Annotated in this window: 32 protein-coding genes; all 32 read left to right on the forward strand. The window is 55.2% G+C overall.

Annotated elements, in window-relative coordinates; genetic code table 11:
- The first annotated feature begins 89 nt into the window (after positions 1-89).
- The 32 genes from fusA (at position 90) to YERSI8AC_RS00845 (ending at position 20,008) form a co-directional block, all read left to right on the forward strand.
- Positions 90-2,213 carry an elongation factor G gene (gene fusA, locus YERSI8AC_RS00690; protein WP_009288144.1) on the forward strand — a complete coding sequence of 708 codons (2,124 nt, stop codon included), beginning with the start codon at positions 90-92 and terminating at the stop codon, positions 2,211-2,213.
- A 29-nt stretch (positions 2,214-2,242) separates the two neighbouring features.
- Positions 2,243-3,436, forward strand: coding sequence for an elongation factor Tu (gene tuf, locus YERSI8AC_RS00695; RefSeq protein WP_009288143.1), 1,194 nt, complete (start codon positions 2,243-2,245; stop codon positions 3,434-3,436).
- Positions 3,437-3,595: 159 nt separating this feature from the next.
- Positions 3,596-3,907 carry a 30S ribosomal protein S10 gene (gene rpsJ / locus YERSI8AC_RS00700; protein WP_007112007.1) on the forward strand — a complete coding sequence of 104 codons (312 nt, stop codon included), beginning with the start codon at positions 3,596-3,598 and terminating at the stop codon, positions 3,905-3,907.
- A gap of 160 nt (positions 3,908-4,067) precedes the next feature.
- On the forward strand, positions 4,068-4,706 hold the full coding sequence (gene rplC / locus YERSI8AC_RS00705) for a 50S ribosomal protein L3 (protein WP_159175907.1): 639 nt from the start codon (positions 4,068-4,070) through the stop codon (positions 4,704-4,706).
- 15 nt (positions 4,707-4,721) lie between these two features.
- Complete coding sequence (gene rplD / locus YERSI8AC_RS00710; RefSeq protein WP_007112005.1) at positions 4,722-5,327, forward strand: 50S ribosomal protein L4; 606 nt, start codon at positions 4,722-4,724, stop codon at positions 5,325-5,327.
- Positions 5,324-5,620: a 50S ribosomal protein L23 gene (gene rplW, locus YERSI8AC_RS00715; RefSeq protein WP_008959167.1), complete on the forward strand. Its 297-nt coding sequence runs from the start codon at positions 5,324-5,326 to the stop codon at positions 5,618-5,620. Before rplD ends, rplW begins: the two co-directional genes overlap by 4 nt.
- Positions 5,621-5,637: 17 nt before the next feature.
- Positions 5,638-6,468: a 50S ribosomal protein L2 gene (gene rplB / locus YERSI8AC_RS00720; RefSeq protein ID WP_008959166.1), complete on the forward strand. Its 831-nt coding sequence runs from the start codon at positions 5,638-5,640 to the stop codon at positions 6,466-6,468.
- A gap of 33 nt (positions 6,469-6,501) precedes the next feature.
- Entirely contained in the window at positions 6,502-6,777 is a 276-nt protein-coding gene (gene rpsS, locus YERSI8AC_RS00725) for a 30S ribosomal protein S19 (RefSeq protein ID WP_013330996.1), read from the forward strand.
- An 18-nt stretch (positions 6,778-6,795) separates the two neighbouring features.
- On the forward strand, positions 6,796-7,128 hold the full coding sequence (gene rplV, locus YERSI8AC_RS00730) for a 50S ribosomal protein L22 (RefSeq protein WP_007112002.1): 333 nt from the start codon (positions 6,796-6,798) through the stop codon (positions 7,126-7,128).
- A 10-nt stretch (positions 7,129-7,138) separates the two neighbouring features.
- On the forward strand, positions 7,139-7,840 hold the full coding sequence (gene rpsC, locus YERSI8AC_RS00735) for a 30S ribosomal protein S3 (RefSeq protein ID WP_009288141.1): 702 nt from the start codon (positions 7,139-7,141) through the stop codon (positions 7,838-7,840).
- Between the two features lie 15 nt (positions 7,841-7,855).
- A complete protein-coding gene (gene rplP / locus YERSI8AC_RS00740; RefSeq protein WP_007112000.1) occupies positions 7,856-8,269 on the forward strand; it encodes a 50S ribosomal protein L16 in 414 nt (137 codons plus the stop codon).
- Positions 8,269-8,460: a 50S ribosomal protein L29 gene (gene rpmC, locus YERSI8AC_RS00745; RefSeq protein WP_007111999.1), complete on the forward strand. Its 192-nt coding sequence runs from the start codon at positions 8,269-8,271 to the stop codon at positions 8,458-8,460. Before rplP ends, rpmC begins: the two co-directional genes overlap by 1 nt.
- 1 nt (position 8,461) lies before the next feature.
- On the forward strand, positions 8,462-8,722 hold the full coding sequence (rpsQ, locus tag YERSI8AC_RS00750) for a 30S ribosomal protein S17 (RefSeq protein WP_007111998.1): 261 nt from the start codon (positions 8,462-8,464) through the stop codon (positions 8,720-8,722).
- Positions 8,723-8,771: 49 nt separating this feature from the next.
- On the forward strand, positions 8,772-9,143 hold the full coding sequence (gene rplN / locus YERSI8AC_RS00755) for a 50S ribosomal protein L14 (RefSeq protein WP_008959163.1): 372 nt from the start codon (positions 8,772-8,774) through the stop codon (positions 9,141-9,143).
- A gap of 14 nt (positions 9,144-9,157) precedes the next feature.
- Positions 9,158-9,472, forward strand: a complete 315-nt coding sequence (gene rplX, locus YERSI8AC_RS00760) for a 50S ribosomal protein L24 (protein ID WP_007111996.1) — start codon at positions 9,158-9,160, stop codon at positions 9,470-9,472.
- Positions 9,473-9,490: 18 nt separating this feature from the next.
- Positions 9,491-10,030 carry a 50S ribosomal protein L5 gene (gene rplE, locus YERSI8AC_RS00765; RefSeq protein ID WP_007111995.1) on the forward strand — a complete coding sequence of 180 codons (540 nt, stop codon included), beginning with the start codon at positions 9,491-9,493 and terminating at the stop codon, positions 10,028-10,030.
- Between the two features lie 10 nt (positions 10,031-10,040).
- Entirely contained in the window at positions 10,041-10,346 is a 306-nt protein-coding gene (gene rpsN, locus YERSI8AC_RS00770) for a 30S ribosomal protein S14 (RefSeq protein ID WP_022520866.1), read from the forward strand.
- Positions 10,347-10,378: 32 nt separating this feature from the next.
- Entirely contained in the window at positions 10,379-10,771 is a 393-nt protein-coding gene (gene rpsH, locus YERSI8AC_RS00775) for a 30S ribosomal protein S8 (RefSeq protein ID WP_007111993.1), read from the forward strand.
- 9 nt (positions 10,772-10,780) lie between these two features.
- Positions 10,781-11,311: a 50S ribosomal protein L6 gene (gene rplF, locus YERSI8AC_RS00780; RefSeq protein ID WP_009288139.1), complete on the forward strand. Its 531-nt coding sequence runs from the start codon at positions 10,781-10,783 to the stop codon at positions 11,309-11,311.
- 9 nt (positions 11,312-11,320) lie between these two features.
- Positions 11,321-11,671, forward strand: a complete 351-nt coding sequence (gene rplR / locus YERSI8AC_RS00785; RefSeq protein ID WP_022520865.1) for a 50S ribosomal protein L18 — start codon at positions 11,321-11,323, stop codon at positions 11,669-11,671.
- Between the two features lie 11 nt (positions 11,672-11,682).
- A complete protein-coding gene (rpsE, locus tag YERSI8AC_RS00790) occupies positions 11,683-12,183 on the forward strand; it encodes a 30S ribosomal protein S5 (RefSeq protein ID WP_007111990.1) in 501 nt (166 codons plus the stop codon).
- Between the two features lie 6 nt (positions 12,184-12,189).
- Positions 12,190-12,372 carry a 50S ribosomal protein L30 gene (gene rpmD / locus YERSI8AC_RS00795; protein ID WP_022520864.1) on the forward strand — a complete coding sequence of 61 codons (183 nt, stop codon included), beginning with the start codon at positions 12,190-12,192 and terminating at the stop codon, positions 12,370-12,372.
- Between the two features lie 3 nt (positions 12,373-12,375).
- The gene (gene rplO, locus YERSI8AC_RS00800; RefSeq protein ID WP_009288138.1) at positions 12,376-12,810 is read left to right on the forward strand and encodes a 50S ribosomal protein L15; all 435 of its coding nucleotides are present in this window, start codon (positions 12,376-12,378) and stop codon (positions 12,808-12,810) included.
- Positions 12,811-14,142 carry a preprotein translocase subunit SecY gene (gene secY, locus YERSI8AC_RS00805; RefSeq protein WP_008959155.1) on the forward strand — a complete coding sequence of 444 codons (1,332 nt, stop codon included), beginning with the start codon at positions 12,811-12,813 and terminating at the stop codon, positions 14,140-14,142.
- Between the two features lie 64 nt (positions 14,143-14,206).
- On the forward strand, positions 14,207-14,320 hold the full coding sequence (gene rpmJ, locus YERSI8AC_RS00810; protein ID WP_008959154.1) for a 50S ribosomal protein L36: 114 nt from the start codon (positions 14,207-14,209) through the stop codon (positions 14,318-14,320).
- A gap of 123 nt (positions 14,321-14,443) precedes the next feature.
- Positions 14,444-14,800 carry a 30S ribosomal protein S13 gene (rpsM, locus tag YERSI8AC_RS00815; protein ID WP_022520863.1) on the forward strand — a complete coding sequence of 119 codons (357 nt, stop codon included), beginning with the start codon at positions 14,444-14,446 and terminating at the stop codon, positions 14,798-14,800.
- A 39-nt stretch (positions 14,801-14,839) separates the two neighbouring features.
- Entirely contained in the window at positions 14,840-15,226 is a 387-nt protein-coding gene (gene rpsK / locus YERSI8AC_RS00820; protein ID WP_007111985.1) for a 30S ribosomal protein S11, read from the forward strand.
- A 12-nt stretch (positions 15,227-15,238) separates the two neighbouring features.
- The gene (gene rpsD, locus YERSI8AC_RS00825; RefSeq protein ID WP_008959152.1) at positions 15,239-15,859 is read left to right on the forward strand and encodes a 30S ribosomal protein S4; all 621 of its coding nucleotides are present in this window, start codon (positions 15,239-15,241) and stop codon (positions 15,857-15,859) included.
- Between the two features lie 98 nt (positions 15,860-15,957).
- Positions 15,958-16,953, forward strand: a complete 996-nt coding sequence (locus YERSI8AC_RS00830) for a DNA-directed RNA polymerase subunit alpha (protein ID WP_009288137.1) — start codon at positions 15,958-15,960, stop codon at positions 16,951-16,953.
- Between the two features lie 39 nt (positions 16,954-16,992).
- A complete protein-coding gene (gene rplQ / locus YERSI8AC_RS00835; RefSeq protein ID WP_008959150.1) occupies positions 16,993-17,379 on the forward strand; it encodes a 50S ribosomal protein L17 in 387 nt (128 codons plus the stop codon).
- Positions 17,380-17,709: 330 nt separating this feature from the next.
- Complete coding sequence (locus YERSI8AC_RS00840; RefSeq protein WP_053856922.1) at positions 17,710-19,041, forward strand: D-alanyl-D-alanine carboxypeptidase family protein; 1,332 nt, start codon at positions 17,710-17,712, stop codon at positions 19,039-19,041.
- Positions 19,042-19,132: 91 nt separating this feature from the next.
- The gene (locus tag YERSI8AC_RS00845) at positions 19,133-20,008 is read left to right on the forward strand and encodes a DMT family transporter (protein ID WP_022520861.1); all 876 of its coding nucleotides are present in this window, start codon (positions 19,133-19,135) and stop codon (positions 20,006-20,008) included.
- Positions 20,009-20,041: the final 33 nt, after the last annotated feature.

Below are 20,041 nucleotides of genomic sequence, written 5' to 3' on the forward strand. Positions count from 1 at the left end.
CCATGACGCAGTGGTAGCGGCGGCCGCATAAACCTCGCTTGCATACGCCGCTAAATTAACGAGCATCGCCAACAAACGGGAGTTTCACCGTGGCACGCAAGACTCCACTAAATCGCTACCGTAATATCGGTATCGTCGCTCACGTCGACGCGGGTAAAACCACGACGACTGAGCGTGTACTGTTCTACACCGGCCTCTCCCACAAAGTGGGCGAAGTACACGACGGTGCTGCGACCATGGACTGGATGGAGCAGGAGCAGGAGCGTGGTATCACTATCACCTCAGCTGCAACTACCTGTTTCTGGCAGGGCATGAACAAGCAGTTCCCTGAGCACCGTATCAATATTATCGACACCCCGGGGCACGTTGACTTCACTATTGAAGTTGAACGTTCTCTGCGCGTACTCGATGGTGCGGTTGTTGTGCTGTGTGGTTCTTCCGGCGTTCAGCCGCAGACCGAAACAGTATGGCGCCAAGCCAACAAGTACGAAGTTCCGCGCATGGTTTTCGTCAATAAGATGGACCGTACCGGCGCTGACTTCTTCATGGTTGTCGAGCAGTTGAAAGAGCGTTTGGGTGCCAAAGCTGTGCCAATCCAGATTAACTGGGGCACGGAAGAGGACTTTAAAGGCGTTATTGATCTGATTCAGATGAAGGCTATCCTGTGGGACGAGGAGAGCCTGGGTATGAATTATGACCTCGCGGACATTCCTGCTGAGCTACAAGAAACAGCAGAAAAGTACCGCGAAGAGATGGTCGAAGCTGCTGCCGAAGGCTCTGACGAGCTGATGGAAAAGTACCTTGAAGGCGGTGAGCTATCGGTTGAAGAGATCAAGGCCGGTCTGCGTGCGCGCACCCTGGCTAACGATATCGTTCTGGTTACCTGTGGTTCTGCCTTTAAGAACAAAGGCGTTCAAGCAGTGCTGGATGGCGTTATCGAATACATGCCTTCGCCGACGGAAGTTAAGGCGATCGAAGGTGAGCTCGACGATAAAGACGGCACCGTTGATACCCGTGAAGCTGATGACAGTGCGCCGTTTGCAGCCCTGGCGTTTAAGATCGCCACTGACCCCTTCGTTGGTACGCTGACCTTTATTCGCGTCTACTCGGGTGTTCTTAAATCTGGTGACGGTGTCTATAACTCCGTTAAGCAGAAGAAAGAGCGCGTTGGCCGTATCGTTCAGATGCACGCCAATTCCCGTGAAGAGATCAAAGAAGTTCTGGCGGGCGACATCGCTGCTTGTATCGGTCTGAAAGACGTCACCACGGGTGATACCCTGTGCGACATCGATAACAAGATCGTTCTCGAGCGCATGGAGTTCCCGGATCCGGTTATCTCGGTTGCTGTAGAGCCTAAATCTAAGGCAGACCAAGAGAAGATGGGTGTTGCGTTGGGCAAGCTTGCTCAAGAAGACCCTTCCTTCCAGGTCAAAACCGACGAAGAAACCGGCCAGACGATTATTTCTGGCATGGGTGAGCTTCACCTGGATATCCTCGTTGACCGTATGCGTCGCGAGTTTAAGGTTGAAGCCAATATCGGTAAGCCTCAGGTTGCCTATCGCGAAACGATTCGCGGCAGCATTGAGCAAGAAGGCAAGTTCGTACGTCAGTCCGGTGGTCGTGGTCAGTATGGTCACGTATGGCTGCGTATTGAGCCGCTGACAGCAGAAGAGAAGGGTGAAGGCGAAGACGAACTGTTCTTCAAGTTCAACTCTGAGATCGTGGGTGGTGCGGTTCCCAAGGAATACGTTCCCGCGGTTGAGAAGGGTGCTTTTGAGCAGCTCAAAAACGGCGTCATCGCGGGTTACCCGATGATCGACGTTAAAGTAACGCTGTTTGATGGCTCCTTCCACGACGTAGACTCCAACGAGACTGCGTTTAAGATTGCTTCTTCTATGGCAGTAAAAGAAGGTGCCAGGAAGGCCAAGGCCGTGCTGCTGGAGCCGGTGATGAAGGTCGAAATCGTGACCCCCGAAGAATTTATGGGTGACGTCATGGGTGACCTGAGCCGTCGTCGCGGCCTGGTGCAGGGTATGGATGACTCCTCTTCTGGTAAAGTCATTCGTGCGACGGTGCCACTGGGCGAGATGTTCGGTTATGCAACCGATCTGCGCTCACAAACCCAGGGCCGTGCGAGCTACTCTATGGAGTTCTCGAAGTACGACGAGGCGCCCTCCAGCGTCGTTGAAGCCGTCATCAATCAAAACGGTTAACCGTTAGCTAACGTAAAGAGGTTATAGCAGTGGCTAAGGAAAAATTTGAACGTTCCAAACCGCACGTCAACGTCGGCACCATTGGTCACGTCGACCACGGTAAAACGACTCTGACGGCGGCCCTGACCCGCGTGTCTGCTGAGGTTTTCGGCGGCGACTGGCGTGAGTTTGATACCATCGATAACGCTCCTGAAGAGCGTGAGCGCGGTATCACAATCGCTACTTCCCACGTGGAATACCAGTCTGAAGATCGCCACTACGCGCACGTTGACTGCCCGGGACACGCTGACTACGTCAAGAACATGATCACCGGTGCTGCGCAGATGGACGGCGCTATCCTGGTATGTTCTGCCGCAGACGGCCCGATGCCGCAAACTCGCGAGCACATCCTGCTGTCTCGTCAGGTTGGCGTACCGTTCATCGTTGTGTTCCTGAACAAAGCGGACATGGTCGATGATGAAGAGCTGCTCGAGCTGGTAGAAATGGAAGTTCGCGAACTTCTAGACCAGTACGACTTCCCGGGTGACGACACGCCGATCATCACTGGCTCTGCGCTGATGGCGCTGAACGGTGAAGATGACAAGGGCATGGGTACGACTGCCGTCGCTAATTTGATCAAAGCTCTGGATGCTTACATCCCTGAGCCGGAGCGTGCCATCGACCAGCCGTTCCTGATGCCGATCGAAGACGTGTTCTCTATCTCTGGCCGCGGTACTGTTGTCACCGGTCGTGTAGAGCGCGGTATCGTCAAAGCGGGCGAAGAAGTGGAAATCGTGGGTATCCGCGATACCACCAAAACGATCGTTACCGGTGTTGAAATGTTCCGTAAACTGCTCGACGAAGGTCGTGCTGGTGAGAACGTTGGCGCCCTGCTGCGTGGTACTAAGCGTGATGACGTCGAGCGTGGCCAAGTACTGGCCAAGCCGGGCACCATCAACCCGCACACTACCTTCGAAGCAGAAGTTTACGTACTGTCCAAAGAAGAGGGTGGTCGTCACACGCCTTTCTTCAAGGGCTACCGTCCGCAGTTCTACTTCCGTACCACCGACGTAACGGGTACCTGTGAACTGCCGGAAGGCGTTGAAATGGTCATGCCGGGTGACAACGTTCAGATGGTTGTTACCTTGATCGCCCCGATCGCAATGGACGAAGGCTTGCGCTTCGCTATTCGTGAAGGCGGCCGTACTGTCGGTGCTGGCGTTGTGGCCAAAATCGTCAAGTAAGCAGCATGCTTGAATGATGAAGGGGGCTCTGATGAGCCCCCTTTTCTGCGCACCAACAGCAAATGTTTGACATGGGCTTTTGGCGTGCCTATAATGCGCATCCTTTGAATGCGTGGGTAGACGGCTCGCGCCGTCGACATCCATTGGAGTTTAGGGCAAATGCAGAACCAAAAGATTCGCATTCGGTTGAAAGCTTTCGACCATCGCCTGATCGACCAGTCTACAGCGGAGATTGTTGAAACCGCTAAACGTACTGGTGCTCAGGTTCGTGGTCCGATTCCGCTGCCGACCAACCGCGAGCGTTACACCATTCTGATCTCACCGCACGTCAACAAAGATGCGCGTGACCAGTATGAGATTCGTACGCACAAGCGTGTGCTCGACATTGTTGAGCCGACCGAAAAAACTGTTGATGCTTTGATGAAGCTTGATCTCGCCGCAGGCGTTGACGTGCAAATCAAACTCAACTAATTACACTAGTCACTTGCGGCCCAGCGCTCATCGTTCTTTGTAAAGAGCTAGCATGAGCAGCAGCCGCCGCGCCGTGAGGCGCCATACAATGTGCTAGTGGAATGCTCTGGAAAGGGCAGCCATAGCGGGTGATAGCCCCGTACACTATAGGAGACTGAGTATGACTATCGGTTTAGTCGGTAAAAAGGCCGGGATGACCCGTGTCTTTACCGAAGACGGCGCGTCTGTGCCCGTAACCGTTATTGAAGTTGATCCTAATCGTGTTACACGCGTTAAATCTGTCGAGTCTGACGGTTACGCAGCGATTCAGGTCACATCTGGCTCTCGTAAAGCTAAGCACCTCACCAAAGCGCAAGCGGGTCAGTTTGCCAAGGCGGGTGTTGAAGCTGGTCGTGCACTGATGGAGTTTCGTCTTGCAGAAGGCGAAGAGATTCCTGAAGTAGGCGGCGAACTCACCGTATCCCTCTTCGAAGCTGGTCAAATGGTTGACGTGACTGGCACCTCTAAGGGTAAAGGCTTCCAGGGTGCTGTTAAGCGCTGGAATTTCCGTACCCAAGATATGACTCACGGTAACTCTCTGTCGCATCGCGCGCCGGGCTCTATCGGCATGTGTCAGACTCCGGGTCGCGTTTTCAAAGGCAAAAAGATGGCCGGTCAAATGGGTAACGACCGTTGCACCGTGCAGAGCCTTGAGATCGTCCGTGTTGACGCCGAGCGTAACCTGCTGCTGATTAAAGGCGCCGTACCGGGTGCTCCCGGTAGTGACGTTATCGTTCGCAGCGCCGTGAAAGCAGGCTGAAGGGGATAATTACCAATGAATCTGAATCTTGCTGCAGGCGCGGGTACCGTTGAAGTAGCCGACGCCACTTTTGGCAAAGAATTCAACGAAGCGCTCGTTCACCAGGTTGTCACTGCCTATTTGGCGGCTGGTCGTCAGGGAACCCGCGCACAAAAGAGTCGTTCCGACGTTCGTGGCGGTGGTAAAAAGCCGTGGCGTCAGAAAGGCACCGGTCGTGCACGTGCCGGTACCATCCGCTCTCCGCTATGGCGTAGTGGTGGCGTAACCTTCGCGGCGCGTCCGCAAGACTACACCCAGAAGGTTAACCGCAAGATGTACCGTGCAGCGATGCGCTCCATCTTGTCAGAGCTGGTACGTCAAGAGCGTTTAGTCGCGATTGAAGAGTTCGTCGTCGATGCGCCTAAGACCAAGCAGGTAGCTGCCAAGCTAAAAGAGCTCAACCTTGAAAAAGTGTTGATCGTCACTGAAGAAGTTGACGAAAAGCTCTATTTGGCCGCACGCAACCTTCCCCACGTTGACGTGGTGGATGTCGCGGCAGCTGACCCGGTAAGCCTGGTAGCCTTTGATAAGGTGCTGATTACCGTCTCCGCCCTGCGTAAATTCGAGGAGAAGCTGGCATGAACCAGGAACGCGTATTTAAGGTTCTGCTTGGGCCGCACGTGACCGAAAAGGCCGCAATGGCAGCCGAGCGCAACCAGTACGTTTTCAAGGTGGCATCTGATGCTACCAAGCCCGAGATCAAAAAGGCCGTTGAAGCACTCTTCGGCAAAAAGGTCGGCAGTGTTCAGGTACTGAACATGAAGGGTAAAACAAAACGTACTGCGAACGGCGTTGGCCTGCGTAAGGGTTACCGCAAAGCGTATGTGACCCTGGCTGCGGGTGAAACGCTCGAAGACTTCTCTGGCGCCGAATAAGGGCAGGAGTACGGATAATGGCAATCGTCAAGACCAAACCCACTTCCGCCGGTCGTCGCCACGTCGTCAAGATCGTTGGCGAGGAACTGTTTAAAGGCCGTGCCTATGCACCGCTTTTAGAAAAACAGTCCAAGTCCGGCGGCCGTAACAACTACGGTCGTATCACCACCCGCCACGTGGGCGGTGGTCATCGTCACCACTATCGGTTGATCGATTTCAAACGCACCAAGGATGGCATTCCTGCCACCGTTGAGCGTCTTGAGCACGATCCCAACCGCAGTGCGCACATTGCGCTGCTGAAGTATGCCGATGGTGAGCGTCGTTACATCATTGCACCGAAAGGTGTCAGCGCGGGTGACGTGCTGGAATCTGGTGTTAACGCGTCAATCAAGAAAGGCAATGCCTTGCCGCTGCGCAACGTCCCGTTGGGTTCTACGGTGCACTGCATCGAACTCAAGCCGGGTAAAGGCGCGCAGATTGCTCGCAGTGCCGGTACAAGCGCCCAGCTGGTTGCTCGTGAAGGTAACTATGCCACCCTGCGTCTTCGCTCTGGCGAAATGCGTAAAGTGTTGGCCGAGTGCCGCGCGACCTTGGGTGAAGTGAGCAACTCAGAGCACAGCCTGCGTCAACTTGGCAAGGCCGGTGCGAAGCGCTGGAGAGGTGTGCGTCCGACTGTTCGCGGTGTCGCGATGAACCCAGTCGATCACCCGCACGGTGGTGGCGAAGGCCGCACCAGTGGTGGTCGTCACCCGGTATCCCCATGGGGTGTGCCGACTAAGGGTCATAAGACGCGTAAGAACAAGCGCACCGACAAGCTGATCATTCGTCGTCGTAATAAGACGCGTTGATCTACATTGCCAAGACATTAAGAGGTAACGGCTGTGCCACGTTCACTAAAGAAAGGTCCCTTCATTGACCTTCATCTTTTGAAGAAGGTAGAGGTTGCAGTGGAGAAGAACGATCGCAAACCGATCAAGACTTGGTCGCGTCGTTCTATGATCCTGCCCAATATGGTAGGCCTCACTATCGCGGTCCATAACGGTCGCCAACACGTCCCGGTGCACGTCTCCGAGGAAATGGTTGGCCACAAATTGGGCGAATTCGCTGCTACTCGCACTTATCGCGGGCATGCGGCGGATAAAAAAGCCAAACGGTAAGCCAGAGAGGATTGAGAGATGGAAGTCACAGCTAAGCTGCTTGGCGCTCGTTTATCCGCCCAGAAGGCCCGTTTGGTGGCTGACCAGGTGCGCGGTAAACCTGTCGCCGAGGCACTCGACCTGCTGACCTTCTCACCGAAGAAGGCTGCCAAGCTGGTTAAGAAGGTGCTGCAATCCGCGATTGCAAACGCGGAAGAAAATAACGGCATGGATATTGACGAGCTGCGTGTCTCGACCATCTGCGTCGATGAGGGCATGACGCTCAAGCGTATCAAGCCGCGTGCCAAGGGGCGTGCGGATCGTATCTTGAAGCGCACGTGCCACATCACCGTCAAGGTAGCCGAGAAGTAGGAGTCGACCGATGGGTCAGAAAGTCAATCCAACAGGCATTCGACTGGGCATCGTCAAAGACCATGCTTCTGTCTGGTATGCTGAGCGCGGCGCTTACGCCGATAAGCTCAATAACGATCTCGAAGTGCGTAGCTTCCTGGAAGAGCGTCTTAAAAGCGCCTCTGTTAGCCGCATCCACATCGAGCGTCCGGCGAACAATGCCCGTATCACCATTCACACTGCCCGTCCGGGTATCGTGATTGGTAAGAAAGGTGAAGATGTCGACCGTCTGCGTCGCGATCTCACCCAGATGATGGGCGTTCCCGTGCATGTGAACATCGAAGAAGTTCGCAAGCCGGAGCTGGATGCCAAGCTAGTCGCTGCTAACGTAGCGGGTCAGCTTGAGCGTCGCGTCATGTTCCGTCGTGCTATGAAGCGCGCGGTACAGAACGCAATGCGTCTTGGCGCTGGTGGCATCAAGATTCAGCTGTCAGGTCGTCTTGGTGGCGCTGAAATCGCACGTACCGAATGGTACCGCGAAGGTCGCGTTCCGCTGCACACGTTGCGTGCGGATATCGACTACGCCACTTACGAAGCTCACACCACCTATGGCGTTATCGGCGTCAAAGTGTGGATCTTCAAGGGTGAAATCCTCGGCGGTATCGAGGAAGTACGTGCCAAGGCTAAACAACAGCCTGCCGGCAACGCGCCCAAGAAGAAAGGTTCCAGGTAAGGGGAGAGCGAGTCGATGTTACAGCCCAAGCGTATGAAATTCCGCAAGATGATGAAAGGCCGCAACCGTGGCCTAGCGCATCGCGGAAGCAAGATCAGCTTCGGGGAATACGGCCTTAAAGCTACTGGTCGCGGCCGCATCACTGCGCGTCAGATCGAAGCAGGCCGTCGTGCGATCACACGTCACGTAAAGCGTGGCGGTAAAATCTGGATCCGCGTCTTCCCTGATAAGCCGATCTCCAAGAAGCCGCTCGAAGTTCGTATGGGTAAAGGTAAAGGTTCTGTTGAGTACTGGGTTGCCCAGATCCAACCGGGTCGGGTCCTGTATGAAATTGAAGGCGTGTCGGAAGAGCTCGCTCGTGAAGCGTTTGAGCTTGCCGCACAGAAAATGCCCTTATCCACCACCTTTGCGAAACGGACGGTGATGTGATGAAAGCCCAGGAAATTCGTGAAAAGTCCGCAGGAGAGCTCCAGGAGCAACTCCTCGAACTCCTCCGCGAGCAGTTTAACCTGCGCATGCAGAAGGCCACTGGCCAACTGAGCCAGACTCATCTGCTCAAGCAGGTCCGCCGGGATATCGCCCGCGTTAAGACTTTGCTCAACGAGAAGGCAGGTGATTGAGATGGCCGAAGAAAACACAAAGCGTACGCTCACCGGTAAAGTGGTGAGCGATAAGATGGACAAGTCCATCGTCGTCATGATCGAGCGGCGCGAGCGTCACCCGATCTACGGAAAATACGTTAAGCGCTCCACCAAGCTGCACGCCCATGATGAGGCGAACCAGGCTAAGGCAGGCGATACGGTTTCCATTCAGGAGTGCCGTCCGCTTTCCAAGAAGAAAGCCTGGACGCTGGTCGAGGTGGTTGAACACGCCAAGGGTTAATCCCAAGGCCTGTCAATCAGTGCAGTCAGATTAGGTTTGGAGAAAACCGATGATTCAGACTCAGACAATGCTGGATGTCGCCGACAACAGCGGAGCGCGCCGGGTGCAGTGCATCAAGGTGTTAGGCGGTTCACATCGTCGTTACGCTCGCGTTGGTGATATCATCAAGGTCACGGTTAAGGAAGCGATTCCGCGTGGCAAGGTCAAAAAAGGCCAGGTGCTAAAAGCGGTCGTGGTCCGGACCCGTAGTGGCGTCCGTCGTCCCGACGGTTCGCTCATCCGTTTCGATGGAAATGCGGCAGTTTTGTTGAATAACACCAACGAACAGCCCATCGGTACCCGTATTTTTGGGCCGGTGACTCGTGAACTTCGTAATGAAAAGTTCATGAAGATCATTTCCTTAGCGCCTGAAGTGCTGTAAGGAGCGAGGCGGATATGCAAAAGATCAAACGTGACGATGAAGTCATCGTCATCGCCGGGAAGGATAAAGGCAAGCGTGGCACCGTTAAGCGGGTATTAGAAAACCGCTTTTTGGTGTCCGGTGTGAACATGATTAAGCGTCACACCAAGCCAAATCCCATGGCGGGTAATCAGGGCGGTATCGTCGAGCGTGAGGCTCCGATTCACGCGTCCAACGTAGCCATCTTCAATTCGGAGACCGGTAAGGCGGATCGCGTCGGCTTCCAAGTGAAGGAAGACGGTACCAAGGTACGTATCTACAAGTCGACGCAGACGCAGATCGACGCCTAACGCGAGTCGGGTAGCACAATGGCGAACTTGAAAGAACGTTATCAAAACGAGGTAGCAGCTCAACTCAAAGAAGAGTTCAGCTATGCCAACGTTATGCAGGTACCCCGGATCACGAAAGTGACTCTGAACATGGGTATCGGCGAAGCAGTCAACGATAAAAAGTTGATTGACAATGCCATCGGCGATCTAGAGAAACTCTCTGGTCAAAAACCGTTGGTGACCAAGGCACGTAAGTCCATCGCGGGCTTCAAGGTGCGCGAAGGTTGGCCAATCGGCATCAAGGTAACTCTGCGCGCTGAGCGTATGTGGGACTTCTTGGACCGTTTGGTTTACATCGCGATTCCCCGCGTGCGTGACTTCCGTGGTCTCAACCCGAAGTCTTTCGACGGTCGTGGTAACTACTCCATGGGTGTGCGTGAGCAGATCATCTTCCCGGAGATCGAGTATGATAAAATCGATCGCATCCGGGGGTTGGACGTCACTATCACTACGACCGCCAAAACCGACGAGGAAGGTCGTGCGCTACTAACCGCGCTGAACTTCCCGTTCAAGAAATAGGGGCGAGATCATGGCTAAGAAAAGTATGGTAGAGCGTGAGCTTAAGCGTACTCAGCTGGTCGCGAAGTATGCGACCAAGCGCGCTGAACTCAAGAAGATCATCTCAGACGTGAACACGTCTGAGGAAGACCGCTTCGAGGCGACGCTGAAGCTGCAGCAACTGCCGCGCGACTCAAGCCCGGTGCGTCAGCGTAACCGCTGCCGTATCACCGGTCGTCCGCACGGTTTTTACAACAAGTTCGGCCTTGGCCGTAACAAGCTGCGTGAAGCCGCCATGCGTGGCGACGTTCCTGGGTTGAAAAAATCCAGTTGGTAACGCCACGTAGAATTATCAGGAGCGCACATTAAATGAGCATGCAAGACACTCTGGCGGATATGTTTACCCGTATCCGCAATGCGCAGATGGCCACCAAGGAGACGGCTACCATGCCGTCCTCCAAGTTGAAAGTGCAAGTGGCCCGAGTGCTAAAGGAAGAAGGCTACATTGCCGACTTTGCGGTAGCGGAGGGCGCTAAGCCCGAGCTAACCGTAACTCTCAAGTACTTTGAGGGTAAGCCGGTCATTGAGCACATTCAGCGGGTTTCCAAGCCGTCCCTGCGCCGCTACATGGGCAAGGATAACTTGCCTAAGGTTGCCGATGGCCTGGGTATCGCGATTGTCACCACATCCAATGGTGTCATGACCGATCGTGCCGCGCGCCAAGCGGGTGTCGGTGGCGAAGTCATCTGCACCGTATTCTAGGAGGCTGGAATGTCCCGCATAGCGAAATATCCGGTTAAAGTGCCTGCCGGCGTTGAGATTAAAATCAATGCTGACCAGCTGACCGCCAAAGGCGGCCAGGGCACGCTATCTATGACCATCCACTCTGATGTAGTGGTCGGTCAAGAAGATGGCCAGCTGACCTTCGCCCCGAGTGAGTCTGCCAAGAGCTGGGCCATGGCCGGTACTACCCGCGCCTTAGTTCAGAACCTGGTAACGGGCGTATCCGAGGGTTTCACAAGAACTCTCGAAATTGTTGGCGTCGGTTATCGTGCCCAAGCTAAGGGCCAGACGCTCAATCTTTCACTGGGCTTCTCGCACCCGGTCGACTATGAACTGCCTAAAGGTGTCTCAGCGGAAACGCCGAAGAACACCGTTATCGTGCTGAAAAGCGCGGATAAGCAGATGCTCGGCCAGTGCGCCGCGGAAATCCGCGCCTTCCGTCCCCCCGAGCCGTATAAAGGCAAGGGTGTTCGGTACGCCGACGAGCAGGTGCGTCGCAAAGAAGCCAAGAAGAAGTAAGGCAGGGTTATGAACGCGAAGAAAGAATCTCGTCTCCGTCGTGCCCGCCGCGCTCGCGCAAAGATCCGCGAGCTGGGCGTGTATCGCCTGTGCGTCAACCGTACCCCGCGTCACATCTATGCGCAGATTATCTCGCCGGATGGTGGCAAAGTGCTAGCCAGTGCTTCTACGCTGGACAAAGTACTGCGCGAGGGTGCGACCGGCAACTCAGATGCGGCCTCTAAAGTGGGTGCTCTGATTGCTGAACGCGCTAAAGAAGCAGGCATCACCCAGGTGGCCTTCGACCGTGCTGGCTTTAAGTATCACGGCCGCGTCAAGGCGCTGGCCGACGCCGCACGTGAAGGCGGCCTGGAATTCTAAAGGGTTTTACGATGGCGAAGAACGAACAGCAAAGCGGTGATCTGCAAGAGAAGTTAGTGCAGGTCAACCGCGTCGCCAAGGTGGTCAAGGGTGGTCGTATTTTCGGCTTCACCGCACTGACCGTCGTTGGTGATGGTAAAGGTCGTGTCGGTTTCGGTCGTGGCAAGGCGCGTGAAGTGCCTGTCGCAATCCAGAAAGCGATGGATCAAGCTCGTCGCAACATGGTCAAGGTGAACCTTGCTGGCCATACGCTGCAGTACCCGGTCAAAGCCCGTCACGGTGCTTCCAAGGTGTACATGCAGCCGGCTTCCGAAGGTACCGGTATCATCGCCGGTGGCGCCATGCGCTCTGTATTAGAGCTCGCCGGTGTCCACGACGTACTGGCCAAGTGCTACGGTTCCACCAACCCGGTTAACGTGGTACGAGCGACTGTTAAAGGTCTCTCCTCCATGCAAGCACCGGAAGACGTGGCCGCCAAGCGCGGTCTGTCTGTCGAAGCGATCACGGGGTAAGGCACCATGGCAGCAACGATCAAGGTTACCCAGATCCGCAGCACCATCGGCATTATGCCCAAGCACAAGGCTACTATGAAAGGCTTGGGCCTGCGTCGCATCGGTCATACGGTTGAACTGGAAGACACCCCTGCCGTACGCGGCATGATCCACAAGGTGAACTACCTTGTGCGCGTTGAGGGAGAGTAATCCATGAAACTCAATAACCTAAGCCCGGCTCCGGGCTCCAAACACGCTGCAAAGCGCGTTGGTCGTGGCATCGGTTCCGGTCTTGGTAAGACCGGTGGCCGTGGTCACAAAGGTCAGAAGTCACGTAGTGGCGGCAGTGTTAAGCCCGGTTTCGAAGGCGGTCAGATGCCTTTGCAGCGTCGTTTGCCGAAATTCGGCTTTACGTCTGCAAAATCTCTGGTCTCTGAAGAAGTACGCCTGGCTGAGCTTGCTAAAGTTGCCGGTGGCGAAGTCACCCTGGCATCTTTGAAAGAAGCCAACGTGCTAAAGGACTCTACGCTACACGCGAAGATCATCCTTTCTGGCGAACTGAAAACGGCGGTTACCGTTCGCGGAATCAAGGTCACCAAAGGTGCCCGTGAAGCGATCGAAGCCGCTGGCGGCAAGGTAGAGGACTAAATGGCCAAGTCAGGAAAAATGCCGGCGATGGGCAGCGGTCTGAGTGAACTGTGGGCGCGTTTGCGCTTCGTGCTCCTCGCCATCGTGGTGTACCGTATTGGTGCCCACATTCCCGTTCCCGGTATCAATCCTGACCAGCTTGCTGCCTTGTTTAGGGAGCAACAGGGCACCATTCTGGGCATGTTTAACATGTTCTCGGGTGGCGCCCTGGAGCGCATGAGTGTTCTCGCCCTGGGTATAATGCCCTATATATCGGCGTCGATTATCATGCAGCTCATGACTGCGGTCTCCCCTCATCTTGAGCAGCTCAAGAAAGAGGGTGAGGCTGGCCGCCGCAAGATTAGCCAGTACACCCGCTACGGCACGGTGATACTGGCGTTTGTCCAGGCTACCGGCATGTCCGTCGGTCTGGCTAGCCAAGGCATCGCGTACAGTGCTGACTTCAGCTTCTATTTCACCGCCGTGATTACGTTTGTATCGGGCGCGGTGTTTATGATGTGGCTAGGTGAGCAGATTACCGAGAAGGGCATCGGCAACGGTATTTCGCTGCTGATCTTCGCCGGTATTGTCGCTGGACTGCCCAGTGCCGTGGGCCAAGCCTTCGAGCTTGCCCGTAATGAAGGGGCCTGGAATGTTCTGCCGCTGTTAGCGCTGTCAGTGTTAGGTATTGCGACTGTCGCCTTTGTGGTTTTCATTGAGCGCGGCCAACGCCGTCTCAAAGTTAATTACCCTCGGCGACAAGTGGGCAATAAGATGTATGCAGGGCAAAGTAGCTACCTGCCTTTGAAGGTCAACATGGCCGGTGTTATTCCGGCGATTTTTGCCTCCAGTATCCTGCTTTTCCCGGCCTCTATTGGTCAGTGGGTAGGTGCCGGTGAAGGTATGGAGTGGTTGCAGCGTGCATCTCAGGCATTAGGCCCAGGTCAACCGCTTTACATCTTGCTTTTCGCGGCGGCAGTGGTATTCTTCTGCTTCTTTTACACAGCGCTGGTCTTCAACCCCAAGGATGTGGCTGACAATCTTAAAAAGTCAGGCGCTTTCCTGCCGGGCATTCGCCCCGGCGAGCAGACCGCTCGCTATATCGACAAGGTCATGACACGTTTGACCCTGTTCGGTGCCTTGTATATCACTGCGGTTTCCTTGATGCCCCAGTTCTTGATTGTGGCGTGGAACGTGCCGTTTTTCTTCGGCGGTACCTCGTTGTTAATCGTAGTCGTGGTCATCATGGACTTCATGGCCCAGGTGCAGTCGCATCTCATGTCGCATCAGTATGACTCAGTGATGAAGAAGTCCAACCTGAAAGGCTACGGTAGCGGCGGTATCATGCGCTGAGGCGCCGTCCACCCCTATTTAGTTAGAGAGGGCGCGCCGCGAGCCGGTTTTTGGAGAAAGATCGATGAAAGTTCGAGCTTCCGTAAAGAAAATGTGCCGTAACTGCAAGATCATTCGTCGCAATGGCGCTGTCCGCGTCATCTGCAGCGAGCCACGGCACAAACAACGCCAGGGTTAATAGCCTGGGTTGTATTAAGCGGGTGCCAGCATACCCCTTGCCTTAGGGCAAATGATGGGGTATGCTGTTGCGCCTTTTGTAGATGAATAAACGAGCAAGCCGCTCAAATTTCGGAGTAAGCTGATGGCCCGTATTGCAGGCGTCAATATCCCGGACAACAAGCATGCGGCGATCTCGCTGACCTATATCTTCGGGATTGGCCGTACCCGTGCTGAGCACATCTGTGCTGCAGCCGGTATCGCGCCTACTGCCAAGATCCAGGATCTGTCTTCTGAAGAAGTCGACACCCTGCGTTCTGAAGTTGGCAAGTACACCGTAGAAGGCGACCTTCGTCGTGATGTCACGCTTAACATTAAGCGTCTCATGGACTTAGGCTGCTACCGTGGTCTGCGTCATCGTCGTAGTCTTCCGCTGCGTGGTCAGCGGACTAAGACTAACGCGCGCACCCGTAAGGGCCCGCGTAAGCCGATCCGCAAATAACACGCACGTTCTGGCGTAAAGACAGGAATAGACATCAACATGGCTAACCCGCGTAGTAACCGTAAAAAGGTTAAAAAGCAGGTAGTGGATGCGATTGCGCATATCCATGCCTCTTTTAACAACACGATCGTGACGATCACAGACCGCCAGGGCAACGCTCTTTCTTGGGCGACTGCCGGTGGTTCGGGTTTTCGTGGTTCTCGCAAGAGCACCCCGTTCGCTGCTCAAGTGGCAAGCGAACGTGCAGCAACTGCTGCAGCCGAGTATGGTGTGAAAAACGTAGATGTACTGGTTAAAGGCCCAGGTCCCGGTCGTGAATCCGCCGTGCGCGCACTGAATGCCGCCGGCTTCCGCGTGCAAAGCATCGTAGACGCGACGCCCATTCCCCATAATGGCTGCCGTCCGCCTAAGAAACGCCGCGTTTAAGGAGACAGATTCATGGCTCGTTATATTGGACCGAAGTGCAAACTGTCTCGTCGTGAAGGCACCGACCTCTTTTTGAAGAGTGGTGTTACTCCCTTCGAGAAAAAGTGTAAATCCGAGCAGATCCCGGGTGTACACGGCCAGCGTCGTCAGCGTCTTTCAGACTACGGCTTGCAGCTTCGCGAGAAGCAAAAAGTACGTCGCATGTATGGCGTACTCGAAAAACAGTTCCGTAACTACTACAAAGAAGCCGCTCGCCTGAAAGGTGCGACCGGTGAAGTATTGTTGCAGTTGCTCGAATCCCGACTGGATAATGTCGTCTACCGCATGGGCTTCGGCTCGACTCGCTCTGAAGCGCGTCAGCTGGTCAGCCACAAAGCGATTTCCGTGAACGGCCGCACCGTTAACGTTGCTTCCTATCAAGTGAAGCCGGGTGACGTTGTTTCCATTCGCGAAAAGGCGAAAAACCAAGCACGTATTCAAAGCGCGTTGTCCATTGCGGCCAACCGTGGCGATATCGCTTGGATCGAAATCGACGCCAAGAAGATGGAAGGCACTTTCAAGGCTCTGCCTGAACGCGGTGACCTGTCTGCCGACATCAACGAAAACCTGATCGTCGAGCTGTACTCCAAGTAAGCAGTTTTCTGTTTCTTGTCAATCTGGTGCCGGTTTAAAGCCCGCACCAGATCTTACCGAGTACCAAGTATCCGTTTGGCAGCCTGAAAGGTGTTCATATGCAGCGTTCAGTGACAGAGTTTCTCCGTCCTCGCGACATCAAGGTCGAAGAAATCAGCGCACATCACGCCAAAATCGTGCTCGAACCGTTCGAGCGTGGCTTTGGTCACACCCTGGGGAATGCACTACGTCGCATTCTGCTTTCGTCCATGCCCGGCTGTGCCGTGGTAGAGGCTGAAATCGCCGGCGTCGAGCATGAATACAGTGCGCTTGAAGGGGTGCAGGAAGATGTCATTGAAATCCTCCTGAACTTGAAAGATGTTGCGATCAAGATGCACAGCCGCGATGAGGCGGTGCTCACGCTGAACAAGCAGGGCCCAGCCGTCGTCACCGCTGGCGACATTGCGCTTGATCATAGCGTCGAAATCGTCAACCCGGACCACGTCATTGCTCATGTCAATGAAGGTGCCGAGCTGAAAATTCAGCTTAAGGTAGCGCTGGGTCGTGGCTACGAACCGGCTGACGCGCGCGGCTCTGATGAAGAGTCACGTGCCATTGGCCGCCTGCAGCTGGATGCCACCTTCAGCCCTGTCCGCCGTGTTTCCTACTCGGTTGAGGCCGCTCGTGTCGAGCAGCGCACCGACCTCGATAAGCTAATTATCGATCTGGAAACCGACGGTACCCTGGATCCGGAAGAGGCTATCCGTCGCAGTGCGACCATCCTGCAAGAGCAGCTGGCCGCCTTCGTCGACCTGGAAGCTGATAAAGAACAGGAAGTCGAAGAGGAAGAGGATCATGTCGATCCAATTCTATTGCGCCCCGTAGACGATCTTGAGTTGACCGTTCGTAGCGCGAACTGCCTAAAAGCCGAGAATATTTACTACATCGGTGATCTTATCCAGCGCACAGAAGTTGAGCTGTTGAAGACACCGAACCTCGGTAAAAAGTCTTTGAATGAAATCAAAGATGTATTGGCGGCTCGCGGCTTGTCCCTTGGCATGCGGTTGGAAAATTGGCCACCGGCAAGCCTGAAGGACGACAAAGCCTCCGCGTGAGCGTCGACTTGAGTCCCAGTTTGGTAAGGAATTACAACCATGCGTCATCGTAAGAGTGGTCGTCATCTGAATCGCACCAGCTCGCATCGTCAGGCCATGTTCAAGAACATGTCTGTCTCGCTGGTCGAACATGAAGTCATTAAGACAACCCTGCCGAAAGCCAAGGAGCTGCGTCGCGTAATCGAGCCGCTGATCACCTTGTCTAAGCAGGATAGCGTTGCAAACCGTCGTTTGGCGTTTGCCCGCACGCGCTCTAAAGAAGCCGTCGGCAAACTGTTCAACGAATTGGGTCCGCGTTATGCCGAGCGTCCGGGCGGTTACGTCCGTATTCTCAAGTGCGGTTTCCGCACCGGCGACAACGCGCCTATGGCGTTCGTTGAACTAGTTGACCGTCCGGTTGTTGAAGAAGCCGCTGCAGAAGAGTAATCCTCTGCGCCAGGCCTCTTTGGTAGCGAATGAAAACCGACCCTCAGTGGTCGGTTTTTTTATGGGCGCATTTATCTTCTGTTTTCTACACTTAACGGCGTCTATTCTTCGTACTAATACCCTATACTCGGCCTATTATTAAATTGAGTAAGCGTCGCGTGCCGCTTGGGCAAGCCTTGTGTTGTAGCTTGAGTGTGGCATGGTAGTTAAGCAGCGGCAGGTTGGTTAAACAGCGATTCGAACTAGCGCATTGATAACAAGCAAGGGGCAGGTATGTATGCGAGGATAAAAAGCGCTGCCGGGGGAGCGTCGGCGATAGGGTTTTTGAGTATGCTAATGCTGCTCATACTTGCGATGGTCACTACTGCGCATGCCGACAACCCGCGCTATGCGGGTATTGTCGTTGATCTGGACAATGGCGAAGTGCTTTACGCCGAGAATATTGACGATCAGCGCTATCCTGCGTCGCTTACCAAAATGATGACGCTCTATCTAACCTTTGAAGCGTTAGAAGAGGGTACGCTGCGCTTGGACCAACCCTTGCCGGTTTCCCATTACGCTGCCGCCAAGCCTGCTGTCAAACTGTGGCTGGCGGCGGGCAGCTCAATTCCGGTGGATACCGCTATTCGCGCACTCGCGGTTCGCTCTGCCAATGATGTTGCCGCAGTGGTTGCCGAAGCCCTGGGCGGCAGCGAAGCCCACTTTGCGCAAATGATGACCACCAAGGCACGCGAGCTTGGCATGCATGCCACCACCTTTCGCAATGCCTCTGGCTTGCCGGATGACGGCCAAATCACCACCGCGCGGGATATGCTCACGCTTTCGGTACGCGTGATGCAGGACTTCCCCCAGTACTACCATTACTTCGGCCTGCAAGAGTTTACCTATCGCGGCACCCGGCACACCAGCCACAATCGATTGGTGCGTGACTACCCAGGTGCCGATGGCCTAAAAACGGGGTTCATTCGCGCCTCTGGCTTTAACGTGGCCACTACCGCAGTGCGCGGTGATCGGCGGCTGGTGGGCGTCGTCATGGGTGGTTTTTCATCCCAGTCCCGGGATACCCATATGGCCAATCTGCTGGATCGTAGCTTCTTGCGTGCGTCCCTACGCGACCAGCAAAGCTGGATGGGCGACACCAGCTTCTCGCGGGAATTTATGGCCTTTGCACCCCCTGCTCAGCCGGTGGCACCACAGCAGCCAGCGCCACGCCAACCCCTGCTGGCGGTGGTCGAAACGTCAACATTGTCACCATCGAGTAACTCTACCCCCTCAACGCCGGTTGTCGATCTTGAAGAACAGCTAGCCGATATCGTCACCATTCAGCGCCCAACGCCGGCAAGCGAAGATCCACAGCCCGACCCACTTCAAGCGTTCATTGAGCGTGAACGCAAGATGGCCTCTGTCAATGAAACGGGCGGCGGCTGGGGGGTGCAAGTGGGTGCTTTCAGTCGTGAAGCCCAGGCACGGCAATTGGCGCAGCAGGCGGCTCAGCGGATTGCACAGACTTTAGGCGGACGCATTGCTGTAGACACGGTAGAGGGCCAAAACCCGGTTTATCGCGCCCGGCTAATGGCATTGGACGAGCAGCGCGCTCGCCAAGCGTGCCGTGAGCTGCACTCCCAAGGTATGGACTGTATGGTCGTTAACGCCAGCTTGTAAGGGGGTGGGCCGTCATCACCCCGCCAATGGTTAATTGGCGGGGTTTTTCTTTTTTGGCACTTTGTATTGACCAGTGAACAGGGAGATCGCGGTGACAACCTCGCTGAAAGGCATACTCTGCATGTGTTTGGGCGTTCTTTTCCTCGCCCTAGGCGACGCTGTTTCCAAGTGGTTAGGTGAAGTGCACTCGCCACTGCAGATTATTTTCTTCCGTGCCTTGATATCGCTACCGCTGATTGCGCTGCTTGCCCATTTTGCCGGTGGGTTACGCAAGCTGCGTACGAAACGGCCGGGCGTCCATTTGCTGCGCGGATTGATTTATACCGCCACCATGGTCTGTTTCGTATGGGGGCTAACGCTGCTCCCCCTGGCGGAGGCCACGGCGATTGCCTTTGTGGCGCCGCTGTTTGTGACCCTGCTTTCGGTGCCATTGTTGGGTGAGCGCATTGATCCACCGGTGCTGATCGCATCCTTGGTGGGGTTTGCGGGGGTGCTGATCGTGGTGCGGCCCAACGGCGATGCGTTTCAGATGGGCGCGCTGGTATTGGTGGGGGCGGCGCTATTCTATGCGCTGATGATGATTACCGCCCGGCGCTACGGCGCCCGCGAACACCTCTGGGCAATGCTGTTTTACATGACCTGTGTGCCGCTGGTGGTGACCGCGCTAACGCTGCCATGGGTGTGGCAGACACCCCAGCCGTGGCACTGGGTAGGCTTTTTCGCCTCCGGAATATTGGGCGTTGCGGCCACCGCTTTTATCACCTTGGCCTTCCGGTTTGCCCCTGCGGCCATCGCCGCGCCGTTTGATTACACCGCTATGCTCTGGGCGGTACTGCTGGGCTGGTGGTTCTGGGGCGAAATGCCGGATCTCTGGGTCTGGGTAGGCAGTGCCTTGATAATGGGCAGCGGGTTAGCGGTGGCGTATCACGACCGTAGGACAACCCTTAAACGTCGTCCTACCGCTTAACTGACGTCACTCTACCGCCACTTTTTGATCTAG

Source organism: Halomonas sp. 113 (genome assembly GCF_904067645.1).
Classification (GTDB): Bacteria; Pseudomonadota; Gammaproteobacteria; order Pseudomonadales; family Halomonadaceae; genus Vreelandella; species Vreelandella titanicae.